The organism is Sediminihabitans luteus (assembly GCF_002797595.1).
In the GTDB taxonomy this organism is placed as follows: domain Bacteria; phylum Actinomycetota; class Actinomycetes; order Actinomycetales; family Cellulomonadaceae; genus Paraoerskovia; species Paraoerskovia lutea.
This window is the reverse complement of sequence record NZ_PGFE01000001.1, coordinates 29143-45573: the sequence shown is the minus strand read 5'-3', so window position 1 is coordinate 45573 and position 16431 is coordinate 29143. Positions and strand designations below refer to the sequence as shown.

At 73.9% G+C, this 16431-nt stretch carries 13 protein-coding genes; 8 read left to right on the top strand and 5 right to left on the bottom strand.

What is annotated here, in order from left to right; all coding sequences use genetic code 11:
- Positions 1-10 precede the first annotated feature (10 nt).
- Entirely contained in the window at positions 11-964 is a 954-nt protein-coding gene (locus CLV28_RS00220; protein WP_100421330.1) for a mechanosensitive ion channel family protein, read from the bottom strand.
- A 175-nt stretch (positions 965-1139) separates the two neighbouring features.
- On the opposite strand from CLV28_RS00220, the gene CLV28_RS00215 reads away from it, so the two are divergent.
- Complete coding sequence (locus CLV28_RS00215; protein WP_239073349.1) at positions 1140-3317, top strand: 4-alpha-glucanotransferase; 2178 nt, start codon at positions 1140-1142, stop codon at positions 3315-3317.
- 132 nt (positions 3318-3449) lie between these two features.
- Here the strand turns inward: CLV28_RS00215 and pepN are convergent, their stop codons facing one another.
- Positions 3450-6023 (bottom strand): aminopeptidase N, encoded by a 2574-nt coding sequence (gene pepN / locus CLV28_RS00210; RefSeq protein ID WP_100421328.1) that lies wholly within the window; start codon positions 6021-6023, stop codon positions 3450-3452.
- Positions 6024-6324: 301 nt separating this feature from the next.
- Here pepN and CLV28_RS00205 point away from each other — a divergent pair, with 301 nt between their 5' ends.
- Positions 6325-6990: a mycothiol-dependent nitroreductase Rv2466c family protein gene (locus tag CLV28_RS00205; RefSeq protein ID WP_100421327.1), complete on the top strand. Its 666-nt coding sequence runs from the start codon at positions 6325-6327 to the stop codon at positions 6988-6990.
- A gap of 180 nt (positions 6991-7170) precedes the next feature.
- Positions 7171-8328, top strand: a complete 1158-nt coding sequence (locus CLV28_RS00195; protein WP_157802433.1) for a YML083C domain-containing protein — start codon at positions 7171-7173, stop codon at positions 8326-8328.
- Positions 8329-8423: 95 nt separating this feature from the next.
- Here the strand turns inward: CLV28_RS00195 and CLV28_RS00190 are convergent, their stop codons facing one another.
- Positions 8424-10454 carry a M13 family metallopeptidase gene (locus tag CLV28_RS00190; RefSeq protein ID WP_100421324.1) on the bottom strand — a complete coding sequence of 677 codons (2031 nt, stop codon included), beginning with the start codon at positions 10452-10454 and terminating at the stop codon, positions 8424-8426.
- 154 nt (positions 10455-10608) lie between these two features.
- Here CLV28_RS00190 and CLV28_RS00185 point away from each other — a divergent pair, with 154 nt between their 5' ends.
- On the top strand, positions 10609-10878 hold the full coding sequence (locus CLV28_RS00185) for an HPr family phosphocarrier protein (protein WP_100421323.1): 270 nt from the start codon (positions 10609-10611) through the stop codon (positions 10876-10878).
- 218 nt (positions 10879-11096) lie between these two features.
- On the opposite strand, the gene ptsP is transcribed toward CLV28_RS00185, so the two are convergent.
- Both ptsP and CLV28_RS00175 read right to left on the bottom strand, forming a co-directional pair.
- Complete coding sequence (ptsP, locus tag CLV28_RS00180; protein WP_100421322.1) at positions 11097-12773, bottom strand: phosphoenolpyruvate--protein phosphotransferase; 1677 nt, start codon at positions 12771-12773, stop codon at positions 11097-11099.
- Positions 12770-14188: a PTS transporter subunit EIIC gene (locus CLV28_RS00175; RefSeq protein ID WP_100421321.1), complete on the bottom strand. Its 1419-nt coding sequence runs from the start codon at positions 14186-14188 to the stop codon at positions 12770-12772. The genes ptsP and CLV28_RS00175 overlap by 4 nt, the downstream gene beginning before the upstream one ends.
- Positions 14189-14399: 211 nt before the next feature.
- On the opposite strand from CLV28_RS00175, the gene CLV28_RS00170 reads away from it, so the two are divergent.
- The 4 genes from CLV28_RS00170 to CLV28_RS00155 all read left to right on the top strand — a co-directional run bounded on the left by CLV28_RS00170 (position 14400) and on the right by CLV28_RS00155 (position 16410).
- The gene (locus CLV28_RS00170) at positions 14400-15350 is read left to right on the top strand and encodes a GntR family transcriptional regulator (RefSeq protein WP_100421320.1); all 951 of its coding nucleotides are present in this window, start codon (positions 14400-14402) and stop codon (positions 15348-15350) included.
- A complete protein-coding gene (locus tag CLV28_RS00165) occupies positions 15350-15595 on the top strand; it encodes a PTS sugar transporter subunit IIB (RefSeq protein ID WP_100421319.1) in 246 nt (81 codons plus the stop codon). Before CLV28_RS00170 ends, CLV28_RS00165 begins: the two co-directional genes overlap by 1 nt.
- Before the next feature lie 123 nt (positions 15596-15718).
- Positions 15719-15949 (top strand): PTS sugar transporter subunit IIB, encoded by a 231-nt coding sequence (locus CLV28_RS00160; protein ID WP_100421318.1) that lies wholly within the window; start codon positions 15719-15721, stop codon positions 15947-15949.
- Positions 15946-16410: a PTS sugar transporter subunit IIA gene (locus CLV28_RS00155; protein ID WP_203968265.1), complete on the top strand. Its 465-nt coding sequence runs from the start codon at positions 15946-15948 to the stop codon at positions 16408-16410. Before CLV28_RS00160 ends, CLV28_RS00155 begins: the two co-directional genes overlap by 4 nt.
- The last annotated feature ends 21 nt before the right edge of the window (positions 16411-16431 follow it).

Below are 16431 nucleotides of genomic sequence, written 5' to 3'. Positions count from 1 at the left end.
ACCGCGCGCCCTACCAGACGGCGAGCGCGACGTCCGCCGCCGCGAAGTCGTCCCGGATCGCGACCCGCAGCGCCCGGGCGACCTCCCACTGCATCGACGGCTGCGTCTTGATGCGCACCCGGAACGTGAGCCGGCCCGCGGCGATCGACTCGATGCCCGTGACCTCCGGGTCCTCGAGCACGTATGCACCGAGCACCGGGTCGGCCGTGACGCGCGCGGCCGCACCCGTGAGCAGGCCGCGCACCTGCTCGACGTCCGCGGTCAGCGGCACCGGGATCTCGACGAGCGTGCGGCTCCACTCCTGCGACATGTTGCCCGTGCGCAGGATCTCCCCGTTGCGCACGAACCACAGCGTGCCCTCGATGTCGCGCACCTTGGTCACGCGCAGCTGGACCTCCTCGACCGTGCCCGTGACGTCGCCCAGGTCGACCGTGTCGCCCACGCCGTACTGGTCCTCGAGCAGCATGAAGATGCCGGACAAGAAGTCCTTGACGAGGCTCTGCGCGCCGAAGCCGAGCGCGACGCCCACGATCCCGGCCGACGCGATGAACGGCGCGATGTTCATGCCGAGAGCGTCCAGCACGAGCAGCAGCATGATCGAGATCACGAGGATGTTCGCGCTCGAGCGCAGCACCGAGCCGATGGTCCGGGCGCGCTGGGCGCGACGCGCGCCCGCGAGCGGGTTGGCACGCATGAGGCCGCGCGCCGCGGGCGGGTCGTCCGCCGCGATCTTCTCCGCGACGTGACGGATCGCGCTGCGCAGCACGACGAGCACGACCAGGCTGACCACGACGATCAGCACCACGCGCAGCGGCACGCCGAGGAACCAGTGCCACCACGCCTCCGCGCCGTCGTCGAGGGCGGGCACCGCCGGGGGATCGGTCGCGGCGACGAGGCTCGACGGTGCCGAGCCGTCGAGCGTGCCGAGGATCTGCGGGGCCGTCGGGAGGAACGTGAGGTGCATGGCCAGCAGGCTACCGGGGCCGGGGAACCGTGCCCGAACCGCACCCCGAGCCGCACCCCGAACCGCACTCCGAACAGCACGGAGGGGGAGCCGGGCCGCCCGGGAACCGCCGCGCGTCGCCCGCCTCGCCGCGTCCGGTGCGTGGTCGGGGGCCTCCCTCTGGCAGGATCGAAGGGTGAACGCCGACACGACCGACCACAGCCCCACGCCACTGCAGCGCCTCGCAGCCGCGCACGGCGTGGCGACCGAGGTCGACGGCCCGCACGGTCGACGCGCCGTGCGTGACACGACCCTCGTCGCGGTCCTCGGCGCGATGGGCGTGCCCGCGGCGACCCCCGCCCTGGTCTCCCGCAGCCTCGACGAGGCGGACGACGCCCCCTGGGCGCAGGTGCTGCCCGAGGCCGTCGTCACGGTCGAGGGGGTCGGATCGAGCGTCGCCGTGCACGTGCGCGACGGCGACGAGGTCGAGGTGTGGGTCGAGCTCGAGGTCACCGCCCGCCGAGCCCCGGCGCCGCGGGCGGGATCCCACGCGGTGCGCCGCGACCCCGTGCGCGTGGACCTCGTGCAGCAGGACGTGCCGACCGAGCCGCGCACCGTGCTCGGGCGCCTGACCGGTCGTGCGACCTTCGCCCTCCCGGACGACCTCCCGCTCGGCTGGCACGTGCTGCGCGCGCGGACCGGCGGGACGACCGCGTCGACGCCCCTCGTGGTGACCCCCGCCCGCCTCGACCCGGCCGCCCGGCTCGGCGACGAGCAGCGCTGGGGGTACGTCGCCGACCTCTACGCGGTGCGCTCGCGCCGCTCGTGGGGCCTCGGCGACCTCGCGGACCTCGCCGACCTCGCGTGGCTCGCCGCGCACGAGACCGGCGCCGACTATGTGCTGGTCGACCCCGTGCATGCCGCCGAGCCCGTCGCCCCGCGGACCGCCTCGCCCTACGCGCCGAGCAGCCGCCGGTGCACCGACCCGCTCCTGGTGCGCGTCGAGGAGATCCCCGAGACCGCCTACCTGTCGGCGGCCGACCGCTCGCTCGTCGAGTGGTCGTTCGACGAGGTCCGCGACCTGGCGACCGACCCGGGCCCGCTCGACCGGGACGCCGCGTGGGCGGCCAAGCGCGCCGCGCTCGAGGTCGTGTTCGCGGCCCCGCGGTCCGTGGTGCGTCAGGCCGCGTTCGAGGACTTCCGCACCCGCGAGGGCCAGGGGCTGATCGACGTCGCGACGTGGTTCGCGCTCGTCGAGCACCACGCGGGCCGCGACCTGCCGCCCGCGCTCGACGACCCGCGCTCGCCCGCCGTCGCCGCGATGCGCGACGAGCTGCACGAGCGCGTCGAGCTGCACGTGTGGGTGCAGTGGGTCGCCGCCGAGCAGCGCGAGAGCGCCCAGCGCGCGGCGACCGCAGGCGGCATGCGCCTCGGCGTGGTGCACACGCTCGCCGCCGGGCCCGCCGCCTACGGCGCCGACGCCTGGGCGCTGGGACCGCTGCTCGCGCGCGGCGTCACGCTCGGCACACCACCCACCGCCGAACGGCCCGACGGCGTGCGCTCGACCCTCGTCCCGTGGGACCCGCGCGCGCTGCGGCGCGCCGGGTACGCCCCCTACCGGGACGTGCTGCGCGCCACGCTGCGCGGCGCCGGGGCGCTGCGCGTCGACCAGGCCCTCGGCCTCTTCCGGTCGTGGTGGGTGCCGGGCGGCGCGCGCGCGGACGCCGGCACCTGGGTCGAGGCCGACGCCGACGCCCTGGTCGGGATCCTGTGCCTCGAGGCGCAGCGCGCCGGCGCGCTGCTGATCGCCGACGACCGCACCGTGACCGACCCCGCCGTGCGGGACGCCCTCGCCGCGCGCGGCGTGCTCGGCACCACGCTCCTGTGGGACGAGACCGACGAGCACGGCACCCCCCGGGCGCCCGAGACGTTCCGCGCCGGGGCGCTCGCGGGCGCCGTCGCGCGCGACATGCCGCCGAGCGGACCGCACCTCGCGGGCGAGCACCTCGAGGTCGAGGACGACCCGGACGGCCTCGTCGACACCGACGCGGACGTCGCCCGGCGGCGCGGTCTCGCGGCCCGCGACGCGATGGTCCTCGCCCTCGTCGAGCGCGGCGTCGTCGGCCCGGACCCTTCCGAGCGCGAGCTCGTCGAGGGCCTCTACCGGTACCTGCGGGCGACGCCGTCGGCGCTCGTCGCGGTCTCGCTCGCCGACGCCGTGGGGGAGCGGCGCGCGCAGCACCGGCCAGACGACCCCGACTACCCGAGCTGGAACGTCCCGCTCGCCGGGCCCGGCGGCGACGTCGTCCTGCTCGAGGAGATCTTCGACAGCGCGCGGCTGCAGTCGCTCGCGGCCGTCGTGCGCGACGGCTGAGTCGACGTCGGCCCGAGACGACGACGGCCTGAGACGACGACGGGCTGGGTCGACGACGGTCCGATACGACGACGGGGCGGGACCGGCCCAGGCCGGTCCCGCCCCGTCGTCGTCGGGTCAGGCGTCGTCGGGTCAGGCGTCGGCGGCCTGCGCCTCGACGGCCCGCTGCGTGCCCGCGAGGTTCTCGACCACGAGACGGCGCAGCGCGGGCGCGACGTCCGGGTGGGCGTCGAGCCAGGCCTGCGTCGCGTCACGCAGCGCGACGTCCGCGAGCGGGGCCGGGTAGAGGCCCGCGATCAGCGTCTCGGCGATGTGGTAGCTGCGCGACTCCCAGACCGGCAGGATCGACGCGGTGTAGCGCTCGGCCACCTCGCGCAGCACCTCGGGGTCGTTGACGTGCGTGAACCCGAGCGTCGTGGCGCGCACGATCGCGTTGGGCGCGTCGTCGGCGTCCACGAGCCGGGCGAACGCGGCGGCCTTGGCCTCGGGGGTCGGGATCGTCGCGGTCGCCCGTGCGGCGGACTGCTGGCCGTTGGCCGTGTTGTCCTGCGCGAGCTGGGCGTCGATCTCGGGCTGGCCGGCGCGGCCGACGAGCACGAGGCCCTCGAGGATCTCCCACCGCAGGTCGGTGTCGATCTCGAGCCCGTCGAGCGTCGTCGTGCCGTCCAGGAGTGCCGCGAGCACGTCGCCGTGCGCGTCGGTCGAGGCGAGGTGCGCGAAGAACTTGACGAACTGGAACTGGGCGTCCGAGCCCGCCTCGGCCTCCTGCGCGAGCGACCACAGGGCGTCGCCCGCGACCGCGAGCGTCTCGGCACGCCGCGCGGGGGCGACGTACTGCTTGACCGCGAGCGCGAGCTGGTTGAGCGTCGTGCGGATCGTGGTCGACTCGGTCTCGGCGCCGATGTTGCCCAGCACGAGGCGCACGTAGTCGCCCGCGGGCGTCTCGCCGTCGCGCGTCGCGTCCCACACCGAGCCCCACACGAGCGAGCGGGCGAGCGGGTCGGTGAACCGCCCCAGGTTCTCGAGCGCGACGCGCAGCGAGTCGTCGTCGAGGCGGATCTTCGCGTAGGCGAGGTCGTCGTCGTTGAGCAGCACGAGCGCGGGGCGGTCGAGCTCGACGAGCTCGGGCACCTCGGTGCGCTCGCCGTCGACGTCGATCTCGACGCGGTGCGTGCGGGTCAGGCGCTGCTCGCCGTCCACGTCCACCAGGTCGTAGAAGCCGATCGCGAGGCGGTGCGGGCGGATCGTCGGGTAGTCGGGGTGCGCCTCCTGCTGCACCGCGAACGAGGTGATGCGGGCGTGGTTGTCCACCTCGATCGCGGGGCGCAGCGTGTTGACGCCCGACGTCTCGAGCCACAGCCGGCTCCAGCCGCTCAGGTCGCGACCCGACGTCGTCTCGAGCTCGACGAGCAGGTCGGCCAGCTCGGTGTTGCCCCAGGCGTGCTTGCGGAAGTACGCCGCGACGCCCGCGAGGAACTCGTCCTTGCCGACCCACGCGACGAGCTGCTTGAGCACCGAGCCGCCCTTGGCGTACGTGATGCCGTCGAAGTTGACCTGCACGTCGTCGAGGTCGTTGATCGTCGCGACCACGGGGTGGGTCGAGGGCAGCTGGTCCTGCTTGTAGGCCCAGGACTTCTCCATGGCGGCGAACGTGGTCCAGGCCTCGGTCCACTCCGTGGCCTCGGCGGTCGCGAGCGTCGAGGCGTACTCGGCGAACGACTCGTTGAGCCACAGGTCGTTCCACCAGCGCATCGTGACGAGGTCGCCGAACCACATGTGCGCGAGCTCGTGCAGGATCGTCACGACGCGACGCTCCTTGATCGCGTCGGTGACCTTGGAGCGGAACACGTACGTCTCGGTGAAGGTCACGCAGCCCGCGTTCTCCATGGCGCCCATGTTGAACTCGGGCACGAAGAGCTGGTCGTACTTGTCGAACGGGTAGGGCTGCTCGAACGCCTTCTCGTAGAACGCGAAGCCCTCGCGCGTCTTGTCGAACACGTAGTCGGCGTCGAGGTACGGCGCGAGGGACGCGCGCGCGAACACGCCGAGCGGGATCGTGCGGCCGTCCGCGCTCGTGAGCTCGCTGCGCTCGACGACGTACGGCCCGGCGACGAGCGCCGTGATGTACGACGAGATGCGGGGCGTCGCGCCGAACGACCAGGTCGACGCCGCGACGTCGGGCTCGCTCGCGTGGGTCGCGGGCACGGGCTCGGGCGTCGGCTGGTTGCTCACGACCTGCCAGGCGGACGGCGCGGTGACCGTGAACGTGAACGTGGCCTTGAGGTCGGGCTGCTCGAACACCGCGAACATGCGGCGCGAGTCCGGGACCTCGAACTGGGTGTAGAGGTACACCTCGCCGTCCGCCGGGTCGACGAACCGGTGCAGGCCCTCGCCCGAGTTGGTGTACGCGCAGTCCGCGACGACCGTGAGCTCGTTCTCGGCCTCGAGTCCGTCGAGCGCGATGCGAGAGTCCGCGAAGACGGCGGCGACGTCGAACTCACGGCCGTTGAGCACGACCGAGCGCACCGACGGCGCGACCAGGTCGATGAACGTCGACGCGCCCGGCGTCGCGGTGAAGCGCACCGTGCTCGACGACGTGAACGTCGTCGGCCCGGTCGTGAGGTCCAGCGACACGTCGTACGACTGCGTCGCGACGACCGCAGCCCTCTCGCTCGCCTCGGTGCGGGTGAGGTTCTCTCCGGGCACGACTGCTCCTTCGTCTCTCGTGGGCGGCCGGGTCCCGGCCACCTCCGATCATCCCACGCGCCACCGTCGGGTCGCGGGCGCAGGGTGTGAGGGGCCGTGGGGTGTGACGGGCCGCGGTGTACGAGGGATCGCAGGTGCGACGCACCGTGGAACGCGACGGCCGGTGGAATGCGCGGGGGACCGGCGCGGTTGCACCGGCTGCGGGCCCGCTCCACGGTGGGCGCGTCCGCGAGCATGGACGCCCGATCGACGACAGCCCACCGACGACAGACCATCGACGACAGACCCTGGAGGCACCCGGATGACCGCCGAGACCACGACCGCCGAGCAGACCGCGAGCGAGCCCCTCGCGACGCAGGACGCCCCGACGAACCAGGCCGACTTCTGGTTCGACCCCCTGTGCCCCTGGGCGTGGATGACGAGCCGGTGGATGGACGAGGTCTCGACGGTGCGCGACATCACGGTGCGCTGGCACGTGATGAGCCTCGCGGTGCTCAACGAGGGTCGTGACCTGCCCGAGAACTACCGCGAGCTCATGGACCGCGCGTGGGGTCCCGTGCGCGTCGTGATCGCCGCTCAGGCCGAGCACGGCGACGACGTCGTCAAGCCGCTCTACGACGCGATCGGCACGCGCATCCACCCGGGCGGTCGCGACGACCACGACCAGATCATCGCTGAGGCGCTCGCCGAGGTCGGCCTGCCGGCGTCGCTCGCCGACGCCGCGACGTCCGACGCGTACGACGACCGTCTGCGGGCCTCGCACGCCGAGGGCATCGGCCGCGTGGGCGAGGACGTCGGCACCCCGGTCGTCGCGTTCGGGGACGTCGCGTTCTTCGGTCCCGTCGTGACCCCCGCCCCGAAGGGCGAGGCCGCGGGACGGCTGTGGGACGGCGCGGTGCTCGTCGCGAGCACCCCCGGCTTCTTCGAGATGAAGCGCACCCGGACGAGCGGACCCGTCTTCGACTGACCCGACCGCCGGTCCGCGCGTCGTCGCAGGTCACAGCCCTGCGGGTGTGGACAAGTTCGACCCGGAGCGCTCCCGCGTGCGACCATGCGTGTCGGTCTGCGCAGTTCGTCGGGACCATCGCGAGGAGATGTGATGTCGGGCAGTACCCCAGTGCCACCACCGCCGCACCGCCGTGCGGACGTGCCGCAGCGGTCCTACCCGCCGCGACCCGGCGTCGGCCCTGTCGACCACGACCCGGACGCCACCCAGCTCCAGGACGCGGTGCCCTCGACGGCGCCCGTGCGGTACGACGCGCCACCGGCCGGGGTCCAGCGCACGCCCGCGACGCCCGCGCCCTGGTCGCGTCCCGACGCGACCCCCGGGACGGCCGGACCCTCGATGCGCGACAACGCACCGCAGTCCGCGGTGCCCCGCCCGCCCTTCGCCGGGGCGCCGCGCCAGTCCGCGTTCGCCGCGCCGCCCGCCGCGGACACGTACCCGTCCGCGGCAGGTCGGACGACGGCCTACCCGGGTGCGACGCAGGTCGGTGCGGGCTACCCGACCGCCGTCGGCGCGACCGCCGCGCAGACGGCGGCCGGGCGGCCCGGTGCGCAGCCCGCCGGGCCGACGCCGCCGGGTGGGTACCCGACCGCGCGCACGTCGACCCAGCCGGTGGCTCCCCGCACGGCGGGCGGCGCTGCGCAGGGCCGGGGAGCGCCGAACCCGGGCACGCAGGGCTCGCGGACGCCGGGTTCGCGGACGCCGGGCTCACAGGCACCTGGCGGCCCGGGCTCCGGTCGTCGGACCCCGGGCGGGAGCACGGCCGGCCGGCTCGGTGCGGGGTGGATCGCGTTCATCGTGCTGGATGCCCTGCTCGTGCTGACCGCGATCGTCCTGGCGTTCTCGCTCGGCGGCGACCCGGACGACGGCGGGACGACGGCCGGGAACGACGCGTCGGCGAGCGCTGGTGCGTCGTCCGCGCCGTCCGAGGCCGCCCCGGCACCGGTCGCGATCGACGGCGAGTCGTTCAGGTCGCCGAGCGGGAACATCGCCTGCGTGATCGGTGAGGCGGGCGTCGAGTGCGGCATCGCGACGCTCGGTGCCGCCCCCGCGCCGGTCGAGGGGTGCGACGGGACCGTGGGCCAGGTCGTGCGCCTGACGGCCGACGGCGTCGACGAGCCGTGCACGCCGGCCGGTGACGCGCCGACCGCGGCGGGCGAGGACGTCGACGCGCTCGACTACGGCGAGAGCGTCGACGAGGGCGACTTCACGTGCAAGAGCGCCGAGAGCGGCGTCTCGTGCGAGGACTCCTCGGGTGCGGGGTTCAGCATCGCCAAGGCCGGCATCACGACCTTCTGACCTGTACGACGACCTGACCGGTACGACGACGGGGACCGCACAGTGTGCGGTCCCCGTCGTCGTGGTGTCACCGTCGTGGTGTCACCGTGGTCGCATCACCAGATGCGCACGCGCTCCTCGGGGGCGAGGTACAGCGCGTCGTCCGGCGTCACGGCGTACGCGTCGTGGAACGCGTCGAGGTTGCGCACCACGCCGTTGCAGCGGAACTCGTTGGGCGAGTGCGGGTCGGTCGCGAGGCGGCGCAGGACCTCCTCGTCACGGCCCTTGGACTGCCACACCTGGGCCCAGCCGAGCAGCACGCGCTGGGCGCCCGTGAGGCCGTCGACCACGGGGGCCTCGGCGAGCGGCGTGCCGAGCGCGATCTCGTAGGCCTTGAGCGCGATCGACAGCCCGCCCAGGTCGCCGATGTTCTCGCCGATCGTGAGCGAGCCGTTGACGTGGGTGCCGGGGGAGACGTCGTCCGCGAGCTGCTCGGGCCGGAACGCGTCGTACTGCGCGATCAGCGCCGAGGTGCGCTTCTCGAACTCGGAGCGGTCGGTCGGGGTCCACCAGTCCTCGAGGCGTCCGTCGCCGTCGTACTTCGAGCCCTGGTCGTCGAACCCGTGCCCGATCTCGTGGCCGATGACCGAGCCGATGCCGCCGTAGTTGACGGCGTCCTCGGCCTCGGGGTCGAAGAACGGCGGCTGGAGGATCGCGGCGGGGAAGACGATCTCGTTCATCCCGGGGTTGTAGTACGCGTTGACCGTCTGCGGCGTCATGAACCACTCGTCGCGGTCGAGCGGCGTGCCGATCTTGGCGAGCTCGCGGTCGTGCTCGAACGCGGTCGCGCGGCGCACGTTGCCCAGGAGGTCCTCGGGGTCGACGACGAGCGCGGAGTAGTCGCGCCAGCGCGCGGGGTAGCCGATCTTGGGCGTGAACTTCTCGAGCTTGGCGAGCGCCTTGGCCTTGGTCTCGTCCGTCATCCAGTCGAGCGTCGAGATCGAGGCGCGGTAGGCCGCGACGAGGTTCGCGACGAGCTCGTCCATGCGCTCCTTGTGCGCGGGCGGGAAGTGCCGTGCCACGTATACCTCGCCGACGGCCTCGCCGAGCGCGCCCTGGACGAGGGTCACGCCGCGCTTCCAGCGGTCGCGCACCTCCTGCGCGCCCGAGAGCGTGCGGCCGTAGAAGTCGAAGTTCGCCTCGACGAGCTCGTCCGTCAGGTACGGGGCGCGGGCGGACGTCGCGTGGTACGCGGCCCAGAGCTTCCAGTCCGCGAGAGGCAGCTCGTCCCACAGGGCCGCGAAGCCCGTCGTGAAGCCGGGCTCGCGCACGATCACGCGCGCGAACGCGTCGGCGGGGGCGTCGAGCGCGAGCGTCCACGCGGCCCAGTCGAAGCCGGGCGCGGAGGCGACGAGCTCGTCGAGCGTCATCGGGTTGTACGTGAGGTCGGCGTCGCGGTCGCGCACGACGTCCCAGTGGTGGGCGGCGAGCGCGGTCTCGAGCGCCATGACGCGCTGCGCGGTGTCGGTCGCGGCGTCCTCGGCGACGACGCCCGCGAGCGCGAGCATGCGGGCGAGGTGCGCGACGTAGGCCTCGCGCAGCTCGGCGTACTGGTCCTCGCGGTAGTACGCCTCGTCGGGGAGGCCGAGGCCGCCCTGCGTGAGGTGCACGACGTAGGTCTCGGGGTCCTTGGCGTCGTTGTCGACCCAGAAGCCGACCGCGCCGCCGGCGCCCGTGCGCTGCAGCGCGCCGAGCGTGCCCGTGAGCTCGGCCTGGGTGGTCGCGGCGTCGACGAGGGCGAGGTCGGCCTGCAGCGGGGTGACGCCGAGCGCGGCGACGCGCTCGGTGTCCATGAAGCTCGCGTACAGGCCGCCGATCTTGCCCTGCACCCCGGTCGCGGCGTCGGGGTCGGTCGCGGCGAGTGCGCCCGCCTCCTCGACGATCTCGCGGACGTGCTCCTCGGCCTGGTCGTGCAGCGCACGGAAGGAGCCGTCGATGGACCGGTCGGCCGGGATCTCGTGGGTCGCGAGCCAGCGTCCGTTGACGTGGCGGTACAGGTCGTCCTGGGGGCGGGTCGCGGGGTCGAGCGCGGTGAGGTCGATCCCCGACCGTGCCGGGGTGGTGGCGGTGTCGTCGGTCTGCGTCATACCGCCAGCCTAGGACAGCCACGGGGGCGTTCCGCGTGCGCTCGTGGTCGCGGGTCGGTTGAATCGTGGCGATCGCACGGCGAGTCGTGGCGCGCGATGGTCTAGACCAGTAGGGTGGTCGCATCGCTCGTCGCCCCACACGCAGGAGGAACGCATGAACCGCTCGGTCGTCGTCGCCATCGAGGAGGGCCTGCACGCGCGGCCCGCAGCACTGTTCGTCGCGGAGGCGGGCCGGCAGCCCGCCGACGTCACGATCGCGAAGGCCGGGGCCGAGCCCGTCGCGGCGTCGTCGATCCTCGGGGTCATGACGCTCGGGGTCGGTGCGGGGGACGAGGTCTCGCTCGCGACCACGGCGGACGACGCCGACGCCGCGGCCTCGCTCGACGCGCTCGAGGCGTTCCTGCAGCAGGCCGTCGTCTCCTGACCTCAGCCGCCTGAGCCGCCTGAGCCGCCTGAGCTGCCTGAGCCGCCTGCGCTGCATGGCCTGGCGCACGGGCCGGTCGGCCCGGCCGCGACGAAGGGGCGCCACCGTGAGGTGGCGCCCCTTCTGCTGCTCCTGCTGCTCCTGCTGATTTCCGTGCTGCACGCACCGCACGCACCGCACGGGCCGCCCGGCGTCCCCAGTCCGGGCGGCCCCGGCCCCTAGAGCCCCAGCTCCTCGAGGACCGGCAGCGCGTCCCGGACCGCGGCGCGCGCGGCGTCCGCGGTGGGCTGCTCGAGCGCGAGCGCCGCGAGCTCGCGGCACCGCTCGAGCGAGGTCGCCGCGAGCACGGCCGCGACGTCGGGCAGCGCGCGGGGCGTCATCGAGAGCGACGAGACGCCGAGGCCGACGAGCACCGGCGCGAGCGCCGGGTCGGCCGCGGCCTCGCCGCACACGCCGACGGGCCGCCCGTGCGCCGCCCCGCCCCGGCAGGTCGCGTCGACGAGGTCGAGCACCGCGGGCTGCCACGGCGTCGAGAGCGCCGCGACCCCGGCGAGCTCGCGGTCGGCCGCGAGCGCGTACTGCGTGAGGTCGTTCGTGCCGAGGCTCGCGAACGCGGCGTGCTCGAGCACGTGCCGCGACCGCAGGGCCGCGGCGGGCACCTCGACCATGACGCCGGCCTGCTCGAGCCCGTGCGCCGCGCACGCGGCGACGAACCGCTCGGCCTCGTCGGGGGTCGCGACCATGGGGGCCATGACCCACACCTCGGCCTGCTCGGCCTCCGCCGCGCGTGCGATCGCGGTGAGCTGGTCCTCGAGCACCTGCGGGTGGTCGGCCGCGGTGCGCAGGCCGCGGACGCCGAGCGCCGGGTTGGGCTCGTGGTCCGCGGTCACGAACGGCAGGGGCTTGTCGGCCCCCGCGTCGAGCGTGCGCACCACGACCTTCTTTCCCGCGAACGCCGCGAGCACGGTCCGGTAGGCAGCGACCTGCTCGTCGACGCTCGGTGCGCTCGTGCGCCCCAGGAAGCAGAACTCGGTGCGGAACAGCCCGACGCCCTCGGCGCCCGCGTCGGCCGCGGCCTGCGCCCCCGACGGGTCGCCCACGTTGGCGAGCAGCGCGACCGGGTGGCCGTCGCTCGTCGCGCCGGGCGCCTCGAGCGTCGTCGGGCGGTCCACGACGCGGCGTGCACGCTCGACGGCGGCGTCGTCCGGGTCGCGCACGACCTCGCCGGTCGACCCGTCGACGACGACGAGCTCGCCGTCGCGCAGGTCGTCCGCGCCCGTGGCCGCGACGACCGCGGGGATCCCGAGCGAGCGCGCCAGGATCGCGGTGTGCGACGTCGGGCCGCCGCCGCTGGTGACGAGCGCGACGACGCCGGCCGGGTCGAGGGTCGCGGTGTCGGCGGGCGCGAGGTCGTGCGCGACGAGCACGAACGGCTCGTCGAGCACGGGAACGCCCGGCGTGGGTGCGTCGGTCAGCACCGCGATGATGCGGTCGCGCACGTCGAGCACGTCGCGGGCCCGCTCGGCGAGGTCGCCGCCCAGGCTCCGCAGCTGGTCCGCGACGCCCCCGGCCGCGTCCCACACCGCGCGGGCCGGGCTCTCGCCGCCGTCGACGACGAGGGCCCGGGCCTGCTTGACGAGGGTCGGGTCGGCCGCCATGGCGGCCGTGACCGTGAGGATGTCGGACGCCGTGCCGCTCGTCGCGGCCGCGGCGCGGGCCAGGTCGGCCTGCACCGCCGCGGACGCCGCGTCGATCGTCCCGGCCGCGGCGTCGCGGTCCGCGTCGCCGGGCAGAGGGCGGTCCGAGGGGGCGGCGACCGGGTCGGGCATGCGCGCGACCCGGGCCGCCCGGCGTCCGGGGCTGACCCCGACGCCGCGCAGCGTGCCGGCCGTCATGCGCGCTCCCCGTACCCCGGGGAACCGTCCTGGGGCGTATCGCTCGTGGGTGCATCGCTCGTGGGTGCATCGCCGGTGGACGATCCGCCCGACTCGACGCTCGTGCTGCTCGACTCCACCGCGGCCTCCTTGCGCACGGGCGCGGCGTCCGGCTGGTCGGCCGTCGGGTCGGCGCCCACGGCTGCCGGGTCGTCCTCACGCCCAGGGGTCTTGAGGTTCCACTTCGTGATCACCCAGCGGAACAGGAAGTAGTAGATGACAGCGTATCCGAGCCCGATCGGGATCAGCAGGAGCGGCATCTCGGCGATCCGGAAGTTCAGGAGGTAGTCGATCGCGCCGGCGGAGAAGCCGAACCCGTCGCGGATGCCGAGGGCGTTGACCAGGGCGAGCGAGGTGCCGGTGAGCACGGCGTGGATCACGTAGAGCGGGTAGGCGACGAACACGAACGAGAACTCGAGCGGCTCGGTCACGCCGGTGACGATCGACACGAGCGCGGCGGACCCCATGACGCCCGCGATGACCTTGCGGTTCTCGGGCTTGGCGGTGTGGATGATCGCGAGCGCGGCGGCGGGCAGGGCGAACATCATGATCGGGAAGAACCCGGTGAGGAACGTGCCGGCGGTCGGGTCCTGGTGCAGGAACCGGGCGATGTCGCCGTTCCAGGTCTCGCCGTTGGCGTCGGTGTAGGAGCCGAACTGGAACCACGGCAGCGAGTTGAGCAGGTGGTGCAGGCCGATGGGCACGAGCAGGCGGTTGAGCGTGCCGAAGACGAACGCGCCGAGGATGGTCGACCCGGTGACCCAGCCGCCGATCTTCTCGTTGATGAGCCAGTCGAAGCCCGGGTAGATCAGCGCGCCAAGCACCGCGAGCACGACGGCCGCGCCGGCGGTCACGATCGGCACGAAGCGGCGTCCGCCGAAGAACGCGAGGTAGGGCGGGAGCTTGATCCGCGAGTACTTCTGGAACAGGATCGCGGCGGTCAGGCCGATCACGATGCCGCCCAGGACCCCGTAGTTGATGAGTTCCTGCGTCTCGCCCTCGGCGGCCGTCCCCAGCACGCGCGGCGAGAGGGCGTCGGTCACGCCCGTGAAGACGAAGTACCCGATGACGGCGGCGAGCGCGGTCGACCCGTCGGACTTCTTGGCGAACCCGACCGCGACACCGACCGCGAAGAGCATCGCGAGGTTCGCGAAGAGCGCGTTGCCGGCGGCGCCGAGCACGTCCGCGACGGGCTGCATCCACGGCAGGTGCTTGGCCGCGCCGTCGGCCCCCAGCATGTCGGCCTGGCCGAGCCGCAGCAGCAGCGCGGCCGCGGGCAGGGATGCGATGGGCAGCATCAGCGAGCGGCCGATGCGCTGGAGCTGGGCGAATCCGGGGATCCCCTTGCGTGGTGTCTCGACGGCTGTCGCGGTCATGAAGCACTCCTCGTTGCGTGGTTCGTGAACTGTGCGGTTCTCGCGAACGTCGTCCCGGTTCGTGAACCCGGACGTTCGTGGTTGTCTAGTTCCGGAGAGCCGATCGGGAACTCTCTGGTCTGGACCAGTTGCGCCAAGGGTGGTCTAGACCTCATCATCGTGTCAAGGGTCACTGCTGACGAGGCGTGACCGCGACCGCTCACGGGCGGTCATGTCGAAGGAGCAGGTCATCTCGGTGAACTCGGTGAACGGACCCCCGCGCGGAACCGCGTCCGCGGACGGGTCGTCAGCCGTCGCCAGGGCGGGGACGCACAAGTACCTCGCCGTGCGCGACTACCTGACGAACCTCGTCGTGCGCGAGCTGCGCGTGGGTGACGCGATCCCGTCCGAGCGTGCGCTGACGGAAAGGTTCGGCGTCTCGCGCATGACCGTGCGGCAAGCCGTCGACGCGCTCGTGACCGAGGGTGTCCTCGAACGCGCGCAGGGGCGCGGCACGTTCGTCGCTCCCCAGCGCATGGACTTCGAGCTGCGCCTGACGACCTTCGGCGAGGAGATGGCGCGCCGCGGCATGGAGCCCACCACCACGGTCCTGGCCGCGCAGACCGTCGAGGCAACGACCGAGGTCGCGACCGAGCTCGAGATCGCGCCCGGCGACGACGTCCATTTCCTGTACCGCGTGCGCAGCGCCGACGGCGCCCCCATGTCGATCGAGCAGGTCTGGGTGCCCGTCGCCCTCGTCCCCGCGCTCTTCGGCGACGGGCCGCCCGCGAGCGTGTACGAGGCGCTGCGCGAGCACGGGCAGGCACCCGCCTGGGGCGAGCAGACGCTCGAGGCGGCCGACGCCTCCGACGCCGAGGCGTCACTGCTCGGCCTCGGGGCCTCGCGTGCGGTGCTGCGTGCCAAGCGGCGCACGTTCTCCGAGACGGGTCCGTGCATGTACTCCCACGCGAGCTACCGCAGCGACCGGTACAGCGTGTGGGTCCCGCTCAAGGCGCCCGGCCCGGCGATCGTGCCGCGTGGACGCGAGCGAGGAGGGGCCGCCGCGGGCGCGCCCGACCGGGCTGCGCGGGCGACGACCGACCACACGGCGGTCGATCAGGCGACGTCCGACCAGGCTGCAACTGATCATGCAACTGACCAGGCAACGACGAGGGAGGGGTGATGAAGCCCGAGGGCAAGAACCAGGCGGCCGCGATCCTGGCAGGGCTGGGCGGCGTCGACAACATCGACGAGGTCGAGCCGTGCACCACGCGACTGAGGTCGCTCGTGCGCGAGCCGGCGCTCGTGGACGTCGCCGCGCTCCGCGCGGCCGGCGCGTTCGGCGTCATGGTCTCCGGCCGGGTCGTCCAGGTCGTCATGGGGCCGAGCGTCGACACCATCGCGTCCGAGCTCGACGACCTCATGTGACTCGACGACCTCAGGTGAGACGCGCACGACCGCCCGTGGACAGCACGGCCGCACGACCCGAACCAGCAGCACGACCCTGAACCAGCAGCACGCAGCAGGGCACCACCGATGAATGGAGCACGGATGAGCAAGGCAGAGCAGATCCTGGCGGGACTCGGCGGGGACGACAACGTCCTCGACCTCGAGCCCTGCATCACGCGGCTGCGCGTCGAGGTCGAGGACCCGACCAAGGTCGACGAGGCGGCGCTCAAGGCCGCGGGCGCGGTCGCGGTCGTGCGCTCCGGCACGGTCGTGCAGGTCATCGTCGGTCCTGAGGCGGACACCCTCGCCTCGGACATCGAGGACCTGCGGTGACCGCACCCCTGACCGTGCTCGCACCCGTCACCGGCGTGGTCGTGGCGCTCGCGGAGGTCGACGACCCGGTCTTCTCGGCCGAGCTCGTCGGCCCCGGGCTCGCGATCGAGCCCGTGCGCGGGCCCGTCTCGGAGGTCCTGGCCCCCGTGGCCGGACGGATCGCCAAGATGCACGCGCACGCGTTCGTCGTCCAGGGCGAGGACGGCCGGGCCGTGCTCGTGCACCTGGGCATCAACACGGTGCAGCTCGAGGGCGAGGGCTTCACGCTGCACGCGGCCGAGGGTGACGACGTCGCGCTCGGGCAGGTGCTCGTGAGCTGGGACCCTGCCGCGGTCGAGGCGGGCGGCCGCTCGCCCGTGGTCCCCGTGGTCGGCCTCGACGCGGGGCCCGACCACATCGCGCGCCTGGTCGAGCCCGGCGACGAGGTCGCCGCGGGCACGCCGCTGATCACCTGGGGGTGATCCTCGGTCGGCGCGGCCCCG